The following is a 19,554-nucleotide window of genomic DNA, read 5'->3' on the forward strand; positions in this document are numbered from 1 at the left end:
GCCCGCGGCCCGGCGCCGCGCAGCGAGCGGCCGCCTGCGACCGTGCGCCGCCAGACCCGCGGTCGCGCGGTGCTGAAGGAACTGACCGACGAGGAGAAGGCGCAGCGCATCAAGGCGCTGGACAATTCCCGCAAGCGCGCCGTCGAGGCGCGTGCCCGCGCCGAGGAGGAGGCCAAGCGCCGCGCGGAGGCCGACGCCCGCGCCGCCAAGGAGCGCGAGGCGGCGGAGGCGCGTGCCCGCGAGGAAGAGGAGCGCAAGCGCGCCGACGCGGAGATGCGCAAGCGCGCCGAGGAGGAGGCCGAGCGCCGCCTGCGCGAGCAGGAGAAGGCGCGCCAGCCTGAAGGCGAGGCCGCGCAGCCGGCGGCCGAGGGTGCCGAGGAGTCCCGGGCGCGTCCCGCGGCGGGCGCACCGAAGGAGCGGACCCCCACCGCCGAGGAGGAAGAGGAACGCGGGCGGCGCAGCCGCGGCAAGACGCCCGCGCCGGCACGCCCCGGACCGACCCGCAGCCGGGGCGGCGAACGCCGCCGCGGCGGCAAGCTGACCATCAACCAGGCACTCGACGACAACGAGCGGCAGCGTTCGCTCGCGGCGATGCGCCGCCAGCGCGAGCGTGATCGCCGCGCGCATCAGGGCGGTGGCCAGCGCGATGCCTCGCAGCGGATCGTGCGCGACGTCATCGTGCCGGAAACGATCACAGTGCAGGAACTCGCCAACCGCATGGCGGCCCGCGGCGTGGATGTGGTCAAGAGCTTGATGAAGATGGGCGTAATGGCCACCATCAACCAGGTGATCGACGCGGACACCGCCGAACTGGTGGTGTCGGAGTTCGGCCACAACGTGCGGCGGGTGGCGGAATCGGACGTCGAGATCGGCCTTGCCGGCGCGGACGACGAGGATACGGACCTGACGTCCCGGCCGCCGGTGGTCACGATCATGGGCCATGTCGACCACGGCAAGACATCGCTGCTGGATGCCCTGCGCAAGACCGACGTCGTGTCGGGCGAGGCCGGCGGCATCACGCAGCATATCGGCGCCTACCAGGTGACCACGAAGTCGCACAACCGGATCACCTTCATCGATACGCCGGGCCATGCGGCGTTCACCCAGATGCGGGCCCGCGGCGCGCAGGTGACCGATATCGTCATCCTGGTGGTGGCGGCCGACGACAGCATCATGCCGCAGACGATCGAGGCGATCCGCCATGCCAAGGCGGCCGAGGTGCCGATGATCGTCGCGATCAACAAGTGCGACCTGCCCAACGCCAATCCGGAGAAGGTGCGGCAGGAGCTGCTGCAGCACGAGATCGTCGTGGAATCGATGGGCGGCGACGTGCAGGCGGTGGAGGTCTCCGCCAAGTCCGGCGCCGGCCTCGACGAGCTGGAAGAGGCGATCTCGCTGCAGGCGGAAGTGCTGGAGCTGAAGGCCAATCCGGCCCGCCCGGCCGAGGGCGTGGTGGTGGAAGCGAAGCTGGAGCGCGGCCGCGGTCCGGTCGCCACCGTCCTTGTGCAGCGCGGCACCCTGCGGGTCGGCGACATCTTCGTCGTCGGCAGCCAGTGGGGCCGTGTCCGGGCCCTGGTGGACGATCGCGCCGAGAACGTGACCGAGGCGGAGCCCGCCTTCCCGGTGGAGGTGCTGGGCCTGCAGGGCACGCCCGAGGCCGGCGACACCTTCCACGTGGTGGAGAACGAGGCCCGCGCCCGCGAGATCTCGGACTATCGCCAGAAGAAGGACCGCGACGCGCGGGCGGCCGAAGGCAGCCGCGGGACGCTGGAGCAGATGTTCGCCTCCATCAAGGCGGGCGAGGCGAAGGACCTGCCGGTCGTGGTCAAGGCCGACGTGCAGGGCTCGGTCGAGGCGATCGTCGGCGCCGCGCAGCAACTCTCCAACGAGGAAGTGCAGGTCCGCCTGCTTCACGCGGCGGTCGGCGGCATCAACGAGTCCGACATCACCCTGGCGGCGGCGTCCAAGGGCATCGTGCTGGGCTTCAACGTCCGCGCCAACAAGCAGGCGCGCGACCTGTCGGCCCGCGACGGCGTCGATATCCGCTACTACAGCGTGATCTACGACATCATCGACGACCTGCGCTCGCTGCTGACCGGCCTGCTGGCACCGAAGATGCGCGAGGATTTCCTCGGCAATGCGGAGATCCTGCAGGTCTTCAACATCACAAAGGTCGGCAAGGTGGCCGGCTGCCGGGTCACGGAAGGCATGGTCCGCCGCGGCTCGCATGTCCGCCTGCTGCGCGACGACGTGGTGATCCACGAGGGCAAGCTGTCGACCCTGAAGCGCTTCAAGGACGAGGTGCGCGAGGTGCGCCAGGGCATGGAATGCGGCATGGCGTTCGAGAACTACCAGGACCTCCAGCCTGGCGACGTCATCGAATGCTTCGATCTGGTCGAGGAGCAGCGGCAGCTTTCTGCCGCCAGCTGACCGGGCAGGAAGGCGGCATCCCGGGGTCGGTCCGCCGAGGGTCGGCCCCGCGTATTGCACCCCGCGAATCCCGCCTGGAGGCCCGATGCCGACCCCGACGGGGCGGGCGACGCGCCCTTATGGCCGGGCTGCGCCGTGGCGGGCTGTCCATATGACGGGACGGCCCCGGGCCGGCGACGAACGAACGGACAGGAAAGATGTCACGAGGCCGAACGCGCTCCGCGCGCGGGCAGGCCGCCGCCCCGTCGCAGCGGCAGCTGCGGGTGGGCGAGGCCCTGCGTCACGAACTGGCGGGTCTGCTGAACCGCGGCGACCTGCACGATCCGGAACTTGCCGGGCGGTCGATCACGGTGACCGAGGTCCGGACCAGTCCGGACCTGCGCAATGCGACCGCCTTCGTCATGCCGCTTGGCGGCAGCGACGCCGGCGCCATCGTGGCCGCGCTGAACCGGGCGGCACCGCATCTGCAGGGCCAGCTCGGCCGCCAGCTGCGGCTGAAATTCTCCCCTCAGCTGCGGTTCGCCATGGACGACACGTTCGAGCATGTCGCCCGGATGGAGCGGCTTCTCTCCGCCCTGCCGGAACATGAAAAGGCGGATGGGGCGGATGACGACGACGATGGCGGGAAGAGCCGCTGATGGCACGCCGGCGCAAGGGCGAGCCCGTGCATGGCTGGCTCGCGGTCGACAAGCCGCAGGGCATGACCTCCGCGGCGGTGGTCGGCCGGCTGAAGCGCTGGACCCGGGCCGCCAAGGTCGGTCATGCCGGCACCCTCGACCCGCTGGCCACCGGGGTGCTGCCGCTGGCCTTCGGCGAGGCGACGAAGACCGTGTCCCACGCGCAGGAGGGTCGCAAGCGCTACCGCTTCGAGGTGCGCTTCGGCGAGGGCCGGGAGACCGATGACAGCGAAGGGGCGGTCACCGCGCGCAGCGACGCACGGCCGGCACGTCCTGCGCTGGAGGACGCCCTTGCCGGCTTCCGCGGCCTGATCTGGCAGCGGCCGCCGGCCTATTCGGCGATCAAGAGCGGCGGCCAGCGTGCCTACGACCTGGCCCGTGCCGGCAGCCCGCCGGACCTTCCGCCGCGACAGGTGCGGATCGACGCGCTGGCGCTGCTGGACGTCGAGATGCCCGCGGGGCCGGCGGAGCTTGTCGACGTGGCGGTTCTTGAGGCGGAGGTGGGCAAGGGCTTCTATGTGCGGGCATTGGCACGGGACCTGGGCGAGGCGCTTGGTGTGCCGGCCCATGTCGGGGCCCTGCGGCGGCTTCAGGTCGGCGCCTTCACCGAGGACCTGGCATTGCCCCTGGATAAACTTGAAGAGATGTGCGAGAAGGGCGCCCTTGTTCCGAACCTGCTCCCGGTAGAGACCGCGCTGGACGACATCCCGGCCCTGGCCCTGACCGGAGAACAGGCGAACCGGCTGCGTGCCGGTCAGTCGGTACGGGTGCTTCGTACGCCCGGCCTGCCCGAAGGAGAGGGCGACTGCTACGCGGTCGCCGACGGCAAGCCGGTCGCGCTGGCCCAGGTCCGGGCCGGGGAGATGCACCCCTTGCGCGTTTTCAATCTTTGAGCCGGCCGGTACGGCTGGGCTGACAGCGAAGGAATATCCACGATGTCGATCACGTCGGAGCGCAAGTTGGCGCTCGTCAAGGAATTTGCCCGTGCGGATGTGGACACGGGTTCCCCTGAGGTCCAGGTCGCGATCCTCACCGAGCGGATCAACAACCTCACCGAGCATTTCCGGACCCACAAGAAGGACGTCCATTCCCGTCGCGGCCTGCTGAAGATGGTGAGCCGTCGCCGCCGTCTGCTGGACTATGTCCGTGGCAAGGACCAGGCGCGCTATCTGGAACTGATCCAGCGGCTCGGGCTCAGGAAATAGCGGCCCGGAAGGGTCCGAAGGAACGGAGCGGCGGGATGGGCGCGTGCCGGACAGGCCAGCGCGCCCCGTGCCGCATGCGGTCTGCGCCAGGCGCGCGGCCGGCGCAGGCCGCCGGTCGCGGCCGCAGCGGCATGCGTATCGCCGCCCAGCAGCAGGAAGAAAGATAAAGGCATGTTCAACGTCCAGAAGATCGAACTCGACTGGGGCGGAAAGCCGCTGTCCATCGAGACCGGGCGGGTCGCCCGCCAGGCCGATGGCGCCGTGATCGTCCGCTACGGCGAGACCGTGGTGCTCTGCACGGCGGTGGCCGAGAAGACACCGCGACCGGGCATCGATTTCCTGCCCATGACGGTCAACTACCAGGAGAAGACCTTTGCGGCGGGCAAGATCCCCGGCGGCTTCTTCAAGCGCGAAGGTCGTCCGTCGGAGAAGGAGACCCTGACCTCCCGCCTGATCGACCGGCCGATCCGGCCGCTCTTTGCCGACGGCTATCACAACGATACCCAGATCATCGCCACCGTGCTGAGCCACGATCTGGAAAACGATCCCGACATCGTCGCGATGATCGGTGCTTCTGCGGCGCTGACCCTCTCCGGGGCGCCCTTCATGGGGCCGATCGGTGCCGCGCGGGTCGGCTATATCGATGGCGAGTATGTGCTGAACCCGACCATGGCGCAGATGGCGGAGAGCCAGCTGGACCTGGTGGTCGCCGGCACGGTCGATGCGGTGCTGATGGTGGAATCGGAGGCCGAGGAGCTCTCCGAGGAGGTGATGCTCGGCGCCGTGATGTTCGGCCACAAGGGCTATCAGGCCGTGATCGACGGCATCATCGACCTGGCGGAGCGCGCGGCGAAGGAGCCGATGGCGCTGGAGGAGCGGCCGCAGCGGGCCGAGCTGCGGCAGAAGTTCGAGGCCGCCGGCGTACCGGCCAAGCTGGTGGAGGCCTATGCCGAGCCGGTGAAGCAGGAGCGCCAGGCAAAGGTCTCCGCGGTGAAGGACGCGGCCAAGGCCGCCCTGGGCGAGGACCATGGCTATGACCCGGTCGATGTCGGCACCGTCCTGAAATCGCTGGAGAAGGACGTCGTCCGCGGCCAGATCCTGGACACCGGCAAGCGCATCGACGGTCGCACCACCACCGACATCCGCCCGATCGTGGCGGAGGTCGGCGTGCTGCCGCGCAGCCATGGCTCGGCCCTGTTCACCCGCGGCGAGACCCAGGCCCTGGTGGTGACCACCCTGGGCACCGGTTCGGACGAGCAGATCATCGACGCGCTGGCGGGCGAGTACCGCGAGCATTTCATGCTGCACTACAATTTCCCGCCCTATTCGGTCGGCGAGACCGGCCGCGTCGGCGCACCGGGCCGGCGCGAGATCGGCCATGGCAAGCTCGCCTGGCGGGCGATCCGGCCGCTGCTGCCGACGAAGGAGCAGTTCCCCTACACGATCCGCGTCGTCTCGGAGATCACGGAGTCCAACGGCTCCTCCTCGATGGCCACGGTCTGCGGCACCTCGCTGGCGCTGATGGATGCCGGCGTGCCGGTGGCACGGCCGATCGCCGGCATCGCCATGGGCCTGATCCTGGAGGATCGCGGCTATGCAGTGCTGTCCGACATCCTCGGCGACGAGGACCATCTGGGCGACATGGACTTCAAGGTGGCCGGCACCGAGGGCGGCGTGACCTCGCTGCAGATGGACATCAAGATCGCCGGCATCACCGAGGAGATCATGCACACCGCCCTGGGCCAGGCCCGGGACGGACGCCTGCATATCCTGAAGGCGATGGGCGCGGCGCTGACCGGCAGCCGCGGCGAGGTGCGGGAGACCGCGCCGCGCATCACCGTGATCGAGATCCCGAAGGACAAGATCCGGGAGGTGATCGGCACCGGCGGCAAGGTGATCCGCGAGATCACCGAGCAGACCGGCACCAAGATCGACATTGAGGATGACGGCACGATCAAGGTGGCCGCCACCGACGGCGAGGCGGCGCAGCGCGCCATCGACTGGATCAAGTCGATCGCCTCGGAGCCGGAGATCGGCGTCACCTATACCGGCAAGGTCGTGAAGATCGTCGATTTCGGCGCCTTCGTGAACTTCTTCGGCAACCGCGACGGTCTGGTCCATATCTCGGAACTGGCCCCGAAGCGGGTCGCCAAGGTGACCGACGTGATCAAGGAAGGTGAAGAAGTCCGCGTGAAGGTCCTCGACATCGACGATCGCGGCAAGGTCCGCCTCTCGATCAAGGCCGTGCTGGCCGACGAGGGCAAGGACGGCGACGAGGCCGCGGCCGACGCCGAGCAGCCGGCCGAGTAACGATCCGCGTCGCGGCCGGTCGTTCCTGCGACCGGCCGCGGCCGGATCCCCCGGAAAGCGAAAACGGAAAACCCCGCCCGGGACTCTCCCGCGGCGGGGTTTTTCGTCTCTATGCGCGACGTCGGTCGGGTGGCCCGCGCGGCTATTCCTGCGGCAGGTCGCCGCCGTTTCGCGCCGGCACCGCTGCCGGGTCGCTTTCCGGCATGCCGACGATATTGAAGCCGGAATCGACGTGATGGACCTCGCCCGTCACCCCGCCGGAAAGATCGCTGAGGAAATAGAGGCCCGCGCCGCCGACATCGGCAAGCTGCACGTTGCGGCGCAGCGGGGCATGGTCCCGGCTGTAGCGGTAGACGTAGCGGGCGGCGCCGACCGCGGACCCCGCCAGGGTCCGCATCGGCCCGGCGGAGATCGCATTCACCCGGATCGCACGCGGACCCAGATCGGCGGCCAGATAGCGGACGCTGGCCTCAAGCGCCGCCTTGGCCACCCCCATCACGTTGTAGCGCGGCATCACACGATAGGAGCCCGCATAGGTCAGGGTCAGCATCGAGCCGCCCTGGTCCATCAGCCCGGCGGCATGCCGTGCCGCATCGGTGAAGGAATAGCAGGAGATGTCGAGGGTGCGCAGGAAGTTGGCCCGGCTGGTCTCGATATAGGGGCCCTTCAGCTCGCCCTTGTCGGAGAAGGCGATGGCATGGACCAGGAAGTCCAGCCGCCCCCATTTCCGGCCGATCTCGGCGAAGGCCTCGGCCATGCTGTCCGGCTCGGCCACGTCGCAGGGCAGGATCAGGTTGCTGCCCAGGGCTTCCGCCAGCGGCCGCACGCGGCGTTCGAAGGCGGTGCCCTGGTAGGTCACGGCCAGTTCGGCGCCATGGGCGCGCAGTGCCGCGGCAATGCCGTAGGCGATCGAATGGTCGTTGGCGATTCCCATCACGACGCCGCGCTTGCCGGCCATGAGGCCGAACCGCGGGTCCGGCAGGCCGCCGGCCGCCTGCTCCGGCGCTGTCTGGTCTTCAGTCATGAACCCTGTCGTTCCCCCCGTGCCGGGCGCTGCATCGGCTCGGCCCGTCCCCGTTCTCGTGCTGTCGAACAGCGTTCTGTCGTCCTGCAGCCGCCCGGTTCAGGCGTGGGCGGTCAGGCATGATGGCGCTGGAAGACCAGGCAGGCGTTGGTTCCTCCGAACCCGAAGGAGTTGGACATGACGGTGTTCAGGCCGGCATTGTCGATCCGCTTGCGCACGATCGGCACGTCGGCGAAGGCCTCGTCCAGGTTCTCGATGTTGATCGACTCGCCGACGAAGTCGTTCTGCAGCATCAGCAGGCAGTAGATCGCCTCCTGTGCGCCGGCGGCGCCCAGCGAATGGCCGGTCTGCGACTTCGTCGAGGCGATATGCGGCAGCCGGCCGCCGAACACCTGGCGGATGGCGTCGATCTCCACCGTGTCGCCGATCGGCGTGGATGTCCCGTGGGTGTTCAGATAGTCGACCGGCCCCTCGATCCCTTCGAGGGCCATCTGCATGCAGCGCACGCCGCCCTCGCCGGAGGGCTGCACCATGTCGTGGCCGTCCGAGGTCGCGCCATAGCCGACCAGTTCGGCATAGATGTGGGCGCCGCGGGCGAGCGCGCGCTCGCGTTCTTCCAGCACCAGCACGCCGCCGCCGCCGGCGATCACGAAGCCGTCGCGGTCGCGGTCATAGGCGCGCGAGGCCTTTTCCGGCGCCTCGTTGAAGCCGGTGGACATGGCCGGCATGGCATCGAACAGGACCGACAGGGTCCAGTCCAGCTCTTCGCCGCCGCCGGCGAACATGATGTCCTGCTTGCCCCACTGGATCAGCTCCGCCGCGTTGCCGATGCAATGCGCCGAGGTCGCGCAGGCGGACGAGATCGAATAGCTGAGGCCCTTGATCTTGAAGGCGGTCGACAGGGTCGCCGAATTGGTCGAGGACATGGCGCGGGGCACCATGAACGGCCCCACCTTGCGGGGACCCTTGTCCCGCGTGATGTCGGCGGCCAGCAGCAGGTTGCGCGTGGACGGACCGCCCGAGCCCATGATCAGCCCGGTCCGGGGATGCGAGATCTCGTCCTCCTCGAGCCCCGAATCGGTAATGGCCTGCTTCATCGCCAGATAGTTGTAGGCCGCACCATCGCCCATGAAGCGGCGCTGCCGCCGCTCGACCGTGCTTTCCAGGTCGATCTTGACGTCGCCATAGACCTGGCTGCGGAAGCCCAGGTCCTTGTACTCCTGCGCGAAGGAGATTCCGGACCTGCCCTCGCGCAGGGCGGCGATCACCTCCTGCGCATTGTTTCCGATGCTGGAGACGACGCCGAGACCGGTTACCACCACTCGACGCATGGCGTATCTGTCCCTTGCTTCAGCTCTCGCCGGCGCCGAAGACGCCGACACGCATATCCTTGACCTGATAGACGGGTTCGCCGTCGGCCTTCATCACGCCGTCGGCAATGCCCAGCTTCAGCTTGCGCAGGATGACGCGCTTGATATCGACCTGGTAGGTGACTTTCTTCACCGACGGCACCACGGTGCCGGAGAACTTCGCCTCGCCCACGCCCAGCGCGCGGCCGCGTCCCGGCGCCTTGATCCAGCCCAGGAAGAAGCCGCAGAGCTGCCACATCGCATCCAGACCGAGGCAGCCGGGCATGACCGGGTCCCCCTCGAAATGACAGCCGAAGAACCAGAGGTCGGGTTTGATGTCCAGTTCCGCAACCACCTCGCCCTTGTCGTAGGCGCCGCCGGTGTCGGAGATCTTCGTGATACGGTCGAACATCAGCATCGGCGGCAGCGGCAGCTGGGCATTGCCCTCGCCAAACAGCTTGCCATGAGCGCAGGCGATCAGGTCGTCATAGCTGAAACTGGTCTGTTGCGCGACGTTCGACATGCAGCTTCCCGACTTGCTCTTCCCACATCCAGGGCGTTGTTTGTGCATCCGGCCGGGGCCGGCTGCCGCGCCGCCCGGGCGCATGATCTGCCGGGCGGAAAACCTGTTCGGGCAGCGTTCCGTAAGCCCGATCCGCGCGACTGCGGCGGTCCGGGTCTCGGCAACGGGCCCGAGAATGATAGTGTTGTCGACACCGGCCGGCGCCGCAACCTGGGTGCGGCACCGCAGATGCAGAATCGCGACTGGCACGGCCGATCTGACCAGCGGTGTTGCAATGCCGCTGCAATCCGATCCGCCGCACTATAGGCGGTGCGTCGGCGGCACTGTCAAGCGACGCGGCGGTGCCGGGAAGGTCCGGCAGGGTCGCGGCCGGGGCCCGTCGACGGCGGCATGCGGCCATGCCGGGCGCGGCACATTGGCGGTACCGGGTGCCGCCGTAGCCGCATTGCCCCGGGCGCGGCGCCGGCACCTCTTCAAGCCAAGGCTTTCCGCCCTATATTGTCGGAAATGGAGACGCATTTGCAGGATCATGTACTGACGACGAGGCTGCGGCGTGTCGGCCTGCGACCGACCCGCCAGCGGGTCGCACTTGCACGCCTGCTGCTGGACCAGGGCCCGCGCCACGTCACGGCGGAGGCGCTGCATGCGGAAGCCGATGCGATCGGCATCCCCGTCTCGCTCGCGACCGTCTACAACACCCTCCATCAGTTCACGGAGGCAGGGCTGCTGCGCCAGGTCGTGGTGTCTCAGGGGCGGAGCTATTTCGACACCAACACGGCCGACCATCACCATTTCTATTTCGAGGATAGCGGTCGCCTGCAGGACATCGACGCCGGTCATGTCGCCTTCGACCGCCTGCCACAGGCGCCGGACGGCACCGAACTGCACAGGATCGATGTCGTCATCCGGGTGCGCGAGCCGTCCGCGAAATAGCCGGGCCTCCGCACCCGAGGGTGTGCCGCGCTTTTTTTGATTAGAACCTTTCCAGACTATTGACCCCCTAAGCGGCTGTCGCCATATGCTGGGGCAGAAGGGCGGGACATTGCCATCCGTACCTCCTGTCCAACCCGCCTTCCCGGCCGCCATCCTGGTCCGCCGGGAGATGGGCTGGCCAGCCGGTGCCGCTGGCACCCATCGGTCGCGGACGGCATGCCGCGGCCGCGCCCCTTCGCCGCCGACGGGCGACGGCCCGCCGGTCAATGCGTCGGTGGGGCATAGACCTCCTGCCGACGCGTTCGGATCAATGGAGGAGAATCATGGCACTTGCGGGCACCAAGACCCACGACAACCTGAAGGAAGCCTTTGCGGGCGAAAGCCAGGCCAATCGCCGCTATCTCTATTTCGCCCAGAAGGCGGATGTGGAGGGCTTCAACGACGTCGCCGCGGTGTTCCGCTCGACCGCCGAGGGCGAGACCGGCCATGCGCACGGCCATCTGGAGTTTCTGGCCGAGGTCGGCGACCCCGCAACCGGTGAGCCGATCGGCGACACCTCCGCCAACCTGAAGGCGGCGATCGCGGGCGAGACCCACGAATATACCGACATGTATCCCGGCATGGCCCGGACCGCGCGCGAGGAAGGCTTCGACGAGATCGCCGACTGGTTCGAGACCCTGGCCAAGGCCGAGAAGAGCCATGCCGGTCGCTTCCAGAAGGCGCTCGACACGATGGGCTGACCTTCGGGTCCGGTCCTGAAAGGCCCGGGACCCCGCTACCCATCGGGATTCGTCCTGAAGGCACCGCTGCGCCGGCTCCGGCCGGCGCGGCGGAAGCGGGTCCGGGCCTTCCCTTTCCGGCAGTCGCACGGACGGCGCGTCGGCCCGGCCAAAGCCGGCGGGTCGAAGGCAGGATCGTCATCCCGCGCCCTGGCCGCGTCGGCGGTGCAAGGTGCGGCGGGAGCGGCTAGTCTGTCCGGAAAGGAAGAAGAACATCGGATCAGCTGAGGAGATCGCGTCATGACCGAGGGCAGCCTGGACGCGCCGGTCCGCCATCCGCTTGCCTGGGACGACCCCGACTTCACCGATCCGGACAAGATCGATGCCGAACTGCGGCGGGTCTTCGACATCTGTCACGGCTGCCGGCGCTGTTTCAACCTCTGCGACAGCTTCCCGCGCCTGTTCGACCTGATCGACGAATCCGAGAGCGGCGAGCTCGACAGCGTCGAGTCCAAGGACTTCAAGCCGGTGGTCGACGCCTGCACGCTGTGCGACCTCTGCTTCATGACCAAGTGCCCCTACGTGCCGCCGCACGAGTTCGACCTGGATTTCCCGCACCTGATGCTTCGCTACCGCTATGCGGAGTTCAAGAAGCAGGGCGCCGCCTTCGCCGACAGGCAGCTGACCGAGACCGACCGCAACGGCCGGCTCGCCGGCATGATGCCGGGCCTGGCCAACTGGGCGAACAGGGAGGGCAACAGCCTGACCCGCCCGCTGCTGGAAAAGACCCTCGACGTCCACCACGAGGCCGCGCTGCCGAAATTCCACGGCCGGACCTTCAAGGCCCGCGCCGCCGCCGCGCCGCCGCAGGTGAACCGCGAGGCGCCGGCCTTCGGGCGCAAGGCGGTGCTCTATGCCACCTGTTTCGCGAACTACAACAACCCGTCGATCGGCACCGCCACCCAGGCGGTGCTGGCCCGCAACGGGGTCGAGACCCGGGTCGAATATCCGCGCTGCTGCGGCATGCCGCATCTGGAGCAGGGCGATATCGAGCGGGTCGCCGAACATGCCCGCGAGGTCAGCCGGGCGTTGGTCCCGCTGGTCGACGAGGGCTATCACATCGTCGCGCTGGTGCCGTCCTGCGCCCTGATGCTGAAGTTTGAATGGCCGTTGATCCTGCCCGAGGACGAGAACATCAAGAAGCTGTCGGCGGCGACCCGGGACGTCACCGAATATGTCGTCGAGATTGCCAAGAACGAGGGGCTGGCCGACGGGCTGAAGCCGCTCGACGGCAAGGTCGCCCTTCACCTGGCCTGCCATGCCCGCGCCCAGAACATGGGCGCCAAGGCGGCAGAGATGCTTCGGCTGATCCCCGACGCCAAGCTCGACGTGATCGAGCGCTGCTCCGGCCATGGCGGCTCCTGGGGGGTGAAGAAGGAGTTCTTCGACATCGCCCTGAAGGTCGGCAAGCCGGTCGCCCGGCAGGCGAAGAAGGCGGAACCCACCTACCTCTCCTCGGAATGCCCGCTGGCGGGCATGCATATCGTGCAGGGCATGGAGCGGCTGGGCGACGGGCCGGCGCCGGTGCAGGAGTCCCGCCATCCGATCGAGCTGTTCGCGATGGCCTACGGCCTGGCCTGAGCTGGGCCCCTGAGCAGGAGCCCCCTGAACCGGAACCCGGTACCGAGAGCGCCGGCGGACGGGCCCGTCCCGGGCCCTGCGGCGCTGGCGCGGAAAGGAACGGAGGATGAAACACGAGATCACCCGCGCGGACATCCTGTCCCTCGATGAATTCGAGACGGTGCGGAAGGAGCGCCGCTCAGGCCTGATCGCGCAGAAGCGGCTGCGGCGGCTGGAAGTCGGCCCCTATGCCACCTTCTATTTCGAGAATTACGACACGATGTGGTGGCAGATCCACGAGATGCTGCGGATCGAGAAGGGCGGCGAGGCGCAGATCGAGGACGAACTGCGGGCCTATTCGCCGCTGGTACCGCAGGGCCGCGAACTGGTCGCGACGATGATGCTGGAGGTCGACGACCCGGTGCGGCGCGACCGCCTGCTGCGCCAGCTCGGCGGCATCGAGGAGAAGATCGCGATCCGCATCGGCGATGACGAGGCCCGCGCGGTGGCGGAGGACGATGTCGAACGCACCACGGCCGACGGCAAGACCTCCTCGGTGCACTTCCTGCGCTTTCCCTTCACTGAGGCGCAGGTGGCCGCGTTCCGCGACGGGCAGGTTCCGGCCATGCTTGCGATCGACCATCCGAACTACGGCCATATGGCGATCATCTCGCCCGAGGTCCGGCAGGCCCTGGCGGGCGATTTCGACGCCTGACGCGGCCCGACCTGCCTATTCGTCCGGCGCGACGCCCCAGACCTGCCCGCGCGGCAGGTAGCCGCGGCGATCGGCCAGGACGACGCGGCACCAGCTGTCGTCGCAGCCCTCCAGTTCCCCCATCACGCCTGGCTCCGCCCGCAGCAGGGCGGCCGCGCTGCGATGCGGTTCCTCCAGCAGGGTCGCGATGCGGCCGGCGACGAGGAAGGTCCGCCGGCCGGACAGCAGGGCATGATGGACCCAGGCCTCGTCGCCCTCCTGGTCGCGGATCTTCCGCCAGTTCTGCGACTCCGCGACGATCAGGACCGGCAGGTGCTGGCGGTGATATTCCCAGCGGATCGGATATTCGACGCCGGGACCGGCGCGCGCATTGACCCGTGCCGAGGCCAGGCTGGCGAAGCGGGGCAGCGGCCGGCCGGTGACCGGTCCGACCGACTGGTCCTGCGCCGCCGCGGCCGGCACGCCGTCCGGCGCCGCAAGCAGGGACAGCAGCAGCACCAGCAGCAGCGCCGCCAGCAGGCTGCCCGCGGGCCGGCGCCATGCGCGGTCATCACGGACAGGCCATGCCATCCGACGATGCCGCCAATACGCTGCCCCGGTCATTCCCGCATCGATCCTTTCCGCCTGGCTCCCGCTGGCTGGTATCCTGCGCCCCGGATGTGGTCAAGCGCCGCATCGCCCCGGCGGCCGGGATGGCCTGCGCGGATCAATTGTCCGTCCCGCATTGATCTGCTAGGAGAACGATACCCCTTCCGGGACGGTCGCCGCGGCATGTTGCGGCCGGCCGGACCAGCGGATCCGGGCAGCTCATCCAGGCGCATGGCTTCATGTTTCGGACGGCTGCGGCGCCGGTCCGCCGCCAACGCGGCGGCTTCCCGGCGACACGCGCCGTGACAGGAGGCGGCGCCGGATCCGTCCGGCGAACGGACGGTCCAGCCGGTGGGCGGGTGGGAACGACAAGACGCGGCCGAAGGATTTCAAGAGCATGGCATCTTCCAAGAAGCCCCTGGTGATCGTCACCCGGAAGCTGCCCGACTCCATCGAGACCCGGATGATGGAGCTGTTCGACACCCGGCTGAACGTGGAAGACCGCCCGTTAACCCAGGCGGAGCTGGCGGAAGCCGTGAAGGCAGCCGATGTCCTGGTGCCGACCGTCACCGACCGCATCGATACCGGCGTCCTGGCCCAGGCCAATCCGAACCTGCGGCTGATCGCCAGCTTCGGCACCGGTGTCGACCATATCGATCTGGCGGCGGCCCGCGCGCGGGGCATCACGGTCACCAACACCCCCGGCGTGCTGACCGAGGACACCGCCGACATGACCATGGCGCTGATCCTGGCGGTGCCGCGGCGCCTGCTGGAAGGCGCCAATGCCCTGCGCGAGAACGAATGGGCCGGCTGGTCGCCGACCTGGATGCTGGGCAAGCGGATCTGGGGCAAGCGGCTCGGCATCATCGGCATGGGACGGATCGGCCAGGCGGTCGCGCGCCGGGCGAAGGCGTTCGGCCTGTCGATCCACTACCACAACCGCAACCGGGTGGCGCCGCAGGTGGAAGAGGAACTGGAGGCGACCTACTGGGAAAGCCTGGACCAGATGCTCGCGCGGATGGACATCATCTCCATCAACTGCCCGCACACCCCGGCAACCTATCACCTGCTGTCGGCGCGGCGCCTCGACCTGATCAATCCCGGCGCCTACATCGTGAACACCTCGCGCGGCGAGGTGATCGACGAGAATGCGCTGACCCGGAAGCTCCGCAAGAAGGAGCTTGCCGGGGCCGGCCTGGACGTGTTCGAGCATGAGCCGGCGGTCAACCCGAAGCTGCTGGAACTGCAGAACGTGGTGCTGCTGCCGCATATGGGCTCAGCGACCCTGGAGGGCCGCATCGACATGGGCGAGAAGGTGCTGATCAACATCAAGACCTTCGTCGACGGCCATGCCCCGCCCGACCGGGTGATCGCCAACCTGCTCTGACGGCGTCCTCCAGCGGCGGCCGCTCTCCCGTCAGCTGGCCGCGCAGAGCGGACAGGCCGGGTTCCGTCGCAGGCGGATGGTGCGGAATTCCGCGTTCATCGCGTCGTAGAGCATCAGCCGGCCGGCCAGGCCGGTGCCGATCTCCAGGATCTCCTTCAGCACCTCGGTGGCCTGCAGGCTGCCCATCACCCCGGCCAGGGCGCCCAGGACCCCCGCTTCCACGCAGGCGGCGTCCAGCTCTTCCGGCGGCGCTTCCGGGTGCAGGCAGCGATAGCAGGGCTGGTCGGGCCCGGCATGTGGCTTGAACGTGGCGAGCTGCCCGTCGAACTGCTGGATGGCCGCACTGACCAGGGTCCGCCGGGCCCGGAAACAGGCATCGTTCAGCAGGAAACGGGTGGCGAAATTGTCCGATCCGTCCGCGACGATGTCGTAACCGCCGACCAGTTCGTCGACATTGTCCGGGCCCAGCCGCAGGGCATGCGCGACAACCTTCGTGTCGGGGTTCAGGGCCGCCAGCCGGGCGACGGCACTGTCGGTCTTCGGCCGGCCGACGCCTTCCGTGTCGTGCAGGATCTGGCGCTGCAGGTTCGACAGCGACACCGCATCGTCGTCGACAATGCCAATCGTGCCGATTCCGGCGGCGGCGAGGTAGAGCGCCAGCGGCGAACCCAGGCCGCCGGCGCCCACCACCAGGACCCTTGCCGCGAGCAGTCGCGCCTGGCCCTGCCCGCCGACTTCCTTCAGCAGGATATGGCGGGCATAGCGCTCCAGCTGCTCGCGGCCGAGCACCGCCTACAGGCCTTCGAACAGGGCGGTCGAGAGATAGCGCTCGGCAAAGGACGGGATCACGGTGACCACCACCTTGCCCTTCATCTCCGGCCGGGTGCCGACCTCCAGCGCGGCGGCGATGGCGGCGCCGGACGAGATGCCGACCGGCAGCCCCTCCATGCGGGCCGCCTTCCGCGCGGTCTCGAAGGCGGTCTCGTTGCCGATCGTCAGAACCTCATCGATCAGGCTGCGATCCAGGATCCCCGGCACGAAGCCGGCGCCGATACCCTGGATCTTGTGCGGTCCGGGATTGCCGCCGGACAGGATCGGGCTGTCCTCCGGCTCGATGGCGATCATCTTCAGGCCCGGCTTGCGCGCCTTCAGCACCTGGCCGACCCCGGTCAGGGTGCCGCCGGTGCCGACGCCGCTGATCACCACGTCCACCCGGCCATCGGTATCGGCCCAGATCTCCTCCGCCGTGGTCACCTTGTGGATCGCCGGGTTGGCCGGATTCTCGAACTGCTGCGGCATCACCGCGCCCGGCGTCTGCTCGATCATCTCCTGGGCGCGGGCGACCGCCCCCTTCATGCCCTTCGCCGGGTCCGTCAGCTCCAGCTCCGCGCCGAGCAGCTTCAGCATCTTGCGGCGCTCGATCGACATGCTTTCCGGCATCACCAGGATCAGCCGGTAGCCCTTCGCGGCCGCGACGAAGGCGAGCGCAATGCCGGTATTGCCCGAGGTCGGCTCGATCAGCACCGTGCCCTCTTTGATCCTGCCGTCGCGCTCCAGCGCCTCGATCATCGACACGCCGATGCGGTCCTTGACGGACGCCAGCGGATTGAAGAACTCCAGCTTGGCCAGGATCTCCGCGCCGGCGCCGGCATCCTCTGCCAGGCGCCGCAGGCGCACCAGTGGGGTGCCCCCGATGGTATCGATGATGGAATCGAAAATCCGCCCGCGCGGGGCGGTGAAGCGATTGTCCATGGCCGCTCTCCTCCGTTCCGATGCTTCGGGCCGGCCCTTCGGCGGCCGGCTGTCACGACAGGTCTGGCGGTGGGCGGCCGCTGCGGGCCGCCCGGGCCGTCAGATCGAGAAATCGCCCGGCTCGTCGCCCTGCGCCCGGATACCGATGTCGCGGGCGCGGGCGCAAAGTTCCTCCAGGCTGATGCCGGCAAGCCGGTCGACAAGTTCGGCCTCCACCTCGTCCCAGAGCGGGCGCACCACCTTCTGGCCCAGGGCGGAACGGCTCTCGCCGATATCGTCGCCGCCGTCGCGCTCCAGTGCCTGGATCGCCGTGACGATGTCGGCCACCGAGATCCGGCGTCGTTCCCGCGCCAGCACATAGCCGCCGCGCGGCCCCCGTACCCCTTTCAGGACGCCGGCATGAACCAGCTGCTGCATTACCTGCTCGAGGTAGCGCGGCGGGATCCCCTGCCGACGGGTGATCTCCTTGGCCTGGACGGGATCGGGCCGTGCGTTGAAGGCGATGTCCACCACCGCCTCGAGGGCATATAGCGCTTTTCTGGGAAGTCGCAGCATGGCGGTCAGTCCGGCCCGGCGCCGCGCAGGCCGGTGGAGCCGAAGCCGCCGCCGCCGCGCGCCGTGTCCGGCAATGCGTCCTGCTCCGACCAGGTGGCGCGGGTCACCGGCGCGACGACAAGCTGGGCGATCCGGTCGCCGGGCTGCAGCTCCACCGCCGCCTCGCCCAGATTGACCAGCAGCACCTTGATCTCGCCGCGATAATCCGCATCGATCGTGCCCGGGGCATTCAGGACGGTCACGCCATGCCGGGCGGCCAGGCCGGATCGCGGCCGGACCTGCGCCTCGAAACCGTCCGGCAGCGCGATCGCCAGGCCGGTCGGCACCATTGCCCTGCCCCCGGCGGGCAGGGACAGCGGGCCGTCGATGGCCGCCATCAGGTCCATCCCGGCCGCACCGGCGGTGGCATAGGCCGGCAGCGGCAGGTCGGCGCCATGTGGCAGCCGGGTAACCGGCACGACAATGGTTGGCGCCACACCGCTCATGGTGCCACCTGCGGTGCCGCCGGCGGTTGCAGGGCCGCGGCGATCCGCGCCGCAAGTCGCGCGGCGATCGCCGCCTTGTCGGCCTTCGGCCAATGCTCGTCGCCCGCGTCGCTGATCAGGTGTACCTCGTTCTGGCCGCCGCCGAAGGTTCCAGTCGCCGGGCTCACGTCGTTTGCCACGATCCAGTCGCACCCTTTCCGCTGTCGTTTCGCCCGCGCGGCCTCCACGACATTCTCGGTTTCCGCCGCGAAACCCACGACCAGTCGCGGCCGCTGCGCGTGGTGGCTGATGGTGGCCAGGATGTCGGGATTTTCCGCCAGGGCCAGGACCGGCGGTGCGCCGGACTTCTTGATCTTCTGCCCGGCCGCGCTCTCCACCCGCCAGTCGGCGACCGCGGCGGTGAACACCGCGGCATCCACCGGCAGGGCGGCTTCGCAGGCGGCCAGCATGTCGCGGGCGCTCTCCACCGGGATCACGCGCACGCCGGGCGGATCGGCCTCCTGCACGGGGCCGGAGACCAGCACCACCTCCGCCCCGCGGGCGGCGAGCGCTGCCGCCACGGCATGGCCCTGCTTGCCGGAGGACCGGTTGGCGATATAGCGCACCGGGTCGATCGGCTCGTGCGTCGGGCCGGAGGTGACCAGGATCCGCCGGCCGGCAAGGTCGCGCGGGACCGGGGCGGCCAGGGCCTGCAGCCGCGCCTCGACCGCGGCGACGATCTCCAGCGGTTCCGCCATGCGGCCGGCGCCGAACTCGCCGCAGGCCATCGCGCCCTCGTTCGGCCCGACGAAGGCGACGCCGTCCCCGGCAAGGGTCGCCATGTTCCGCCGGGTTGCCGGATGCTCGTACATCCGCACGTTCATCGCCGGCGCCGCCAGCACCGGCGTGTCGGTGGCCAGCAGCACGGTGCTCGCCAGGTCGTCGGCCAGGCCGGCGGCCATCTTCGCCATCAGGTCCGCGGTCGCCGGCGCGACCACCAGCAGGTCGGCGTCGCGGGACAGCTGGATATGCCCCATCTCGGACTCGTCGGTCAGGTCGAACAGGTCGCGATAGACCCTGTCCTCGCTCAGCGCCGACAGCGACAACGGGGTGACGAATTCGGCGCCGGCGCCGGTCAGCACGCAGCGCACCCGGGCACCCCGCTCGCGCAGGCGCCGGACCAGGTCCAGGCTCTTGTAGGCGGCGATCCCGCCGCCGACGATGAGCAAAATGCGCCTGCCTGTGAGCATCCCCCCTCCTGCACCGGTCGCGGCCCGCCGTTATAGACCCGCTGTCCCCCAGC

At 69.1% G+C, this 19,554-nt stretch carries 19 protein-coding genes; 10 read left to right on the forward strand and 9 right to left on the reverse strand.

The window, feature by feature from the left end; all coding sequences use genetic code 11:
* The 5 genes from infB to pnp form a co-directional block, all read left to right on the forward strand.
* On the forward strand, positions 1–2,430 hold a 2,430-nt coding region (infB, locus tag ACFOGJ_RS26575), incomplete at its 5' end, for a translation initiation factor IF-2 (RefSeq protein ID WP_379906296.1).
* A 197-nt stretch (positions 2,431–2,627) separates the two neighbouring features.
* Positions 2,628–3,068 (forward strand): 30S ribosome-binding factor RbfA, encoded by a 441-nt coding sequence (gene rbfA / locus ACFOGJ_RS26580; RefSeq protein ID WP_379906298.1) that lies wholly within the window; start codon positions 2,628–2,630, stop codon positions 3,066–3,068.
* Complete coding sequence (truB, locus tag ACFOGJ_RS26585; RefSeq protein WP_379906299.1) at positions 3,068–4,000, forward strand: tRNA pseudouridine(55) synthase TruB; 933 nt, start codon at positions 3,068–3,070, stop codon at positions 3,998–4,000. Before rbfA ends, truB begins: the two co-directional genes overlap by 1 nt.
* A gap of 42 nt (positions 4,001–4,042) precedes the next feature.
* Positions 4,043–4,312 (forward strand): 30S ribosomal protein S15, encoded by a 270-nt coding sequence (gene rpsO / locus ACFOGJ_RS26590; protein WP_379906300.1) that lies wholly within the window; start codon positions 4,043–4,045, stop codon positions 4,310–4,312.
* A gap of 171 nt (positions 4,313–4,483) precedes the next feature.
* Positions 4,484–6,622 (forward strand): polyribonucleotide nucleotidyltransferase, encoded by a 2,139-nt coding sequence (gene pnp, locus ACFOGJ_RS26595; protein WP_379906301.1) that lies wholly within the window; start codon positions 4,484–4,486, stop codon positions 6,620–6,622.
* A gap of 142 nt (positions 6,623–6,764) precedes the next feature.
* Here the strand turns inward: pnp and ACFOGJ_RS26600 are convergent, their stop codons facing one another.
* The 3 genes from ACFOGJ_RS26600 to fabA form a co-directional block, all read right to left on the reverse strand.
* Positions 6,765–7,580 (reverse strand): enoyl-ACP reductase FabI, encoded by an 816-nt coding sequence (locus ACFOGJ_RS26600; RefSeq protein WP_449288612.1) that lies wholly within the window; start codon positions 7,578–7,580, stop codon positions 6,765–6,767.
* Between the two features lie 179 nt (positions 7,581–7,759).
* Complete coding sequence (gene fabB / locus ACFOGJ_RS26605; protein WP_379906303.1) at positions 7,760–8,977, reverse strand: beta-ketoacyl-ACP synthase I; 1,218 nt, start codon at positions 8,975–8,977, stop codon at positions 7,760–7,762.
* Positions 8,978–8,996: 19 nt separating this feature from the next.
* Entirely contained in the window at positions 8,997–9,518 is a 522-nt protein-coding gene (gene fabA / locus ACFOGJ_RS26610; protein ID WP_379906304.1) for a 3-hydroxyacyl-[acyl-carrier-protein] dehydratase FabA, read from the reverse strand.
* 507 nt (positions 9,519–10,025) lie between these two features.
* On the opposite strand from fabA, the gene irrA reads away from it, so the two are divergent.
* The 4 genes from irrA to ACFOGJ_RS26630 all read left to right on the forward strand — a co-directional run bounded on the left by irrA (position 10,026) and on the right by ACFOGJ_RS26630 (position 13,505).
* Positions 10,026–10,451 carry an iron response transcriptional regulator IrrA gene (gene irrA / locus ACFOGJ_RS26615; protein WP_379906305.1) on the forward strand — a complete coding sequence of 142 codons (426 nt, stop codon included), beginning with the start codon at positions 10,026–10,028 and terminating at the stop codon, positions 10,449–10,451.
* A gap of 323 nt (positions 10,452–10,774) precedes the next feature.
* Entirely contained in the window at positions 10,775–11,191 is a 417-nt protein-coding gene (locus ACFOGJ_RS26620; protein WP_379906306.1) for a rubrerythrin family protein, read from the forward strand.
* A gap of 279 nt (positions 11,192–11,470) precedes the next feature.
* Positions 11,471–12,811, forward strand: coding sequence for a heterodisulfide reductase-related iron-sulfur binding cluster (locus ACFOGJ_RS26625; RefSeq protein ID WP_379906307.1), 1,341 nt, complete (start codon positions 11,471–11,473; stop codon positions 12,809–12,811).
* 106 nt (positions 12,812–12,917) lie between these two features.
* On the forward strand, positions 12,918–13,505 hold the full coding sequence (locus tag ACFOGJ_RS26630) for a DUF3501 family protein (protein WP_379906308.1): 588 nt from the start codon (positions 12,918–12,920) through the stop codon (positions 13,503–13,505).
* 15 nt (positions 13,506–13,520) lie between these two features.
* Here ACFOGJ_RS26630 and ACFOGJ_RS26635 read toward each other — a convergent pair whose 3' ends face one another.
* Complete coding sequence (locus tag ACFOGJ_RS26635) at positions 13,521–14,075, reverse strand: SH3 domain-containing protein (protein ID WP_379906309.1); 555 nt, start codon at positions 14,073–14,075, stop codon at positions 13,521–13,523.
* Positions 14,076–14,490: 415 nt separating this feature from the next.
* On the opposite strand from ACFOGJ_RS26635, the gene ACFOGJ_RS26640 reads away from it, so the two are divergent.
* On the forward strand, positions 14,491–15,480 hold the full coding sequence (locus ACFOGJ_RS26640; protein WP_379906310.1) for a 2-hydroxyacid dehydrogenase: 990 nt from the start codon (positions 14,491–14,493) through the stop codon (positions 15,478–15,480).
* Between the two features lie 30 nt (positions 15,481–15,510).
* On the opposite strand, the gene ACFOGJ_RS26645 is transcribed toward ACFOGJ_RS26640, so the two are convergent.
* The 5 genes from ACFOGJ_RS26645 to coaBC form a co-directional block, all read right to left on the reverse strand.
* Complete coding sequence (locus tag ACFOGJ_RS26645) at positions 15,511–16,269, reverse strand: HesA/MoeB/ThiF family protein (protein WP_379906311.1); 759 nt, start codon at positions 16,267–16,269, stop codon at positions 15,511–15,513.
* 3 nt (positions 16,270–16,272) lie between these two features.
* The gene (gene cysK / locus ACFOGJ_RS26650; protein WP_379906312.1) at positions 16,273–17,232 is read right to left on the reverse strand and encodes a cysteine synthase A; all 960 of its coding nucleotides are present in this window, start codon (positions 17,230–17,232) and stop codon (positions 16,273–16,275) included.
* Positions 17,233–17,331: 99 nt separating this feature from the next.
* Complete coding sequence (locus tag ACFOGJ_RS26655; protein ID WP_379906313.1) at positions 17,332–17,787, reverse strand: RrF2 family transcriptional regulator; 456 nt, start codon at positions 17,785–17,787, stop codon at positions 17,332–17,334.
* A 5-nt stretch (positions 17,788–17,792) separates the two neighbouring features.
* Positions 17,793–18,272, reverse strand: a complete 480-nt coding sequence (gene dut, locus ACFOGJ_RS26660; protein ID WP_379906314.1) for a dUTP diphosphatase — start codon at positions 18,270–18,272, stop codon at positions 17,793–17,795.
* Positions 18,269–19,501, reverse strand: a complete 1,233-nt coding sequence (gene coaBC / locus ACFOGJ_RS26665) for a bifunctional phosphopantothenoylcysteine decarboxylase/phosphopantothenate--cysteine ligase CoaBC (RefSeq protein ID WP_379906316.1) — start codon at positions 19,499–19,501, stop codon at positions 18,269–18,271. The genes dut and coaBC overlap by 4 nt, the downstream gene beginning before the upstream one ends.
* Positions 19,502–19,554 lie beyond the last annotated feature (53 nt).

This window comes from Marinibaculum pumilum (assembly GCF_042646425.1).
Lineage (GTDB): Bacteria > Pseudomonadota > Alphaproteobacteria > Ferrovibrionales > Ferrovibrionaceae > Marinibaculum > Marinibaculum pumilum.

What these genes read in the sequence shown, in the direction of transcription:
- ACFOGJ_RS26620 (WP_379906306.1), top strand. Translation starts at nt 10,775, where the DNA reads ATGGCACTTGCGGGCACCAAGACCCACGACAACCTGAAGGAAGCCTTT.
- pnp (WP_379906301.1), top strand. Translation starts at nt 4,484, where the DNA reads ATGTTCAACGTCCAGAAGATCGAACTCGACTGGGGCGGAAAGCCGCTG.
- ACFOGJ_RS26655 (WP_379906313.1), bottom strand. Translation starts at nt 17,787, where the DNA reads ATGCTGCGACTTCCCAGAAAAGCGCTATATGCCCTCGAGGCGGTGGTG.
- ACFOGJ_RS26635 (WP_379906309.1), bottom strand. Translation starts at nt 14,075, where the DNA reads ATGGCATGGCCTGTCCGTGATGACCGCGCATGGCGCCGGCCCGCGGGC.
- irrA (WP_379906305.1), top strand. Translation starts at nt 10,026, where the DNA reads ATGGAGACGCATTTGCAGGATCATGTACTGACGACGAGGCTGCGGCGT.
- fabB (WP_379906303.1), bottom strand. Translation starts at nt 8,977, where the DNA reads ATGCGTCGAGTGGTGGTAACCGGTCTCGGCGTCGTCTCCAGCATCGGA.
- rbfA (WP_379906298.1), top strand. Translation starts at nt 2,628, where the DNA reads ATGTCACGAGGCCGAACGCGCTCCGCGCGCGGGCAGGCCGCCGCCCCG.
- ACFOGJ_RS26640 (WP_379906310.1), top strand. Translation starts at nt 14,491, where the DNA reads ATGGCATCTTCCAAGAAGCCCCTGGTGATCGTCACCCGGAAGCTGCCC.
- truB (WP_379906299.1), top strand. Translation starts at nt 3,068, where the DNA reads ATGGCACGCCGGCGCAAGGGCGAGCCCGTGCATGGCTGGCTCGCGGTC.
- fabA (WP_379906304.1), bottom strand. Translation starts at nt 9,518, where the DNA reads ATGTCGAACGTCGCGCAACAGACCAGTTTCAGCTATGACGACCTGATC.
- ACFOGJ_RS26630 (WP_379906308.1), top strand. Translation starts at nt 12,918, where the DNA reads ATGAAACACGAGATCACCCGCGCGGACATCCTGTCCCTCGATGAATTC.
- ACFOGJ_RS26625 (WP_379906307.1), top strand. Translation starts at nt 11,471, where the DNA reads ATGACCGAGGGCAGCCTGGACGCGCCGGTCCGCCATCCGCTTGCCTGG.
- cysK (WP_379906312.1), bottom strand. Translation starts at nt 17,232, where the DNA reads ATGGACAATCGCTTCACCGCCCCGCGCGGGCGGATTTTCGATTCCATC.
- rpsO (WP_379906300.1), top strand. Translation starts at nt 4,043, where the DNA reads ATGTCGATCACGTCGGAGCGCAAGTTGGCGCTCGTCAAGGAATTTGCC.
- ACFOGJ_RS26600 (WP_449288612.1), bottom strand. Translation starts at nt 7,580, where the DNA reads ATGGCCGGCAAGCGCGGCGTCGTGATGGGAATCGCCAACGACCATTCG.
- coaBC (WP_379906316.1), bottom strand. Translation starts at nt 19,501, where the DNA reads ATGCTCACAGGCAGGCGCATTTTGCTCATCGTCGGCGGCGGGATCGCC.
- dut (WP_379906314.1), bottom strand. Translation starts at nt 18,272, where the DNA reads ATGAGCGGTGTGGCGCCAACCATTGTCGTGCCGGTTACCCGGCTGCCA.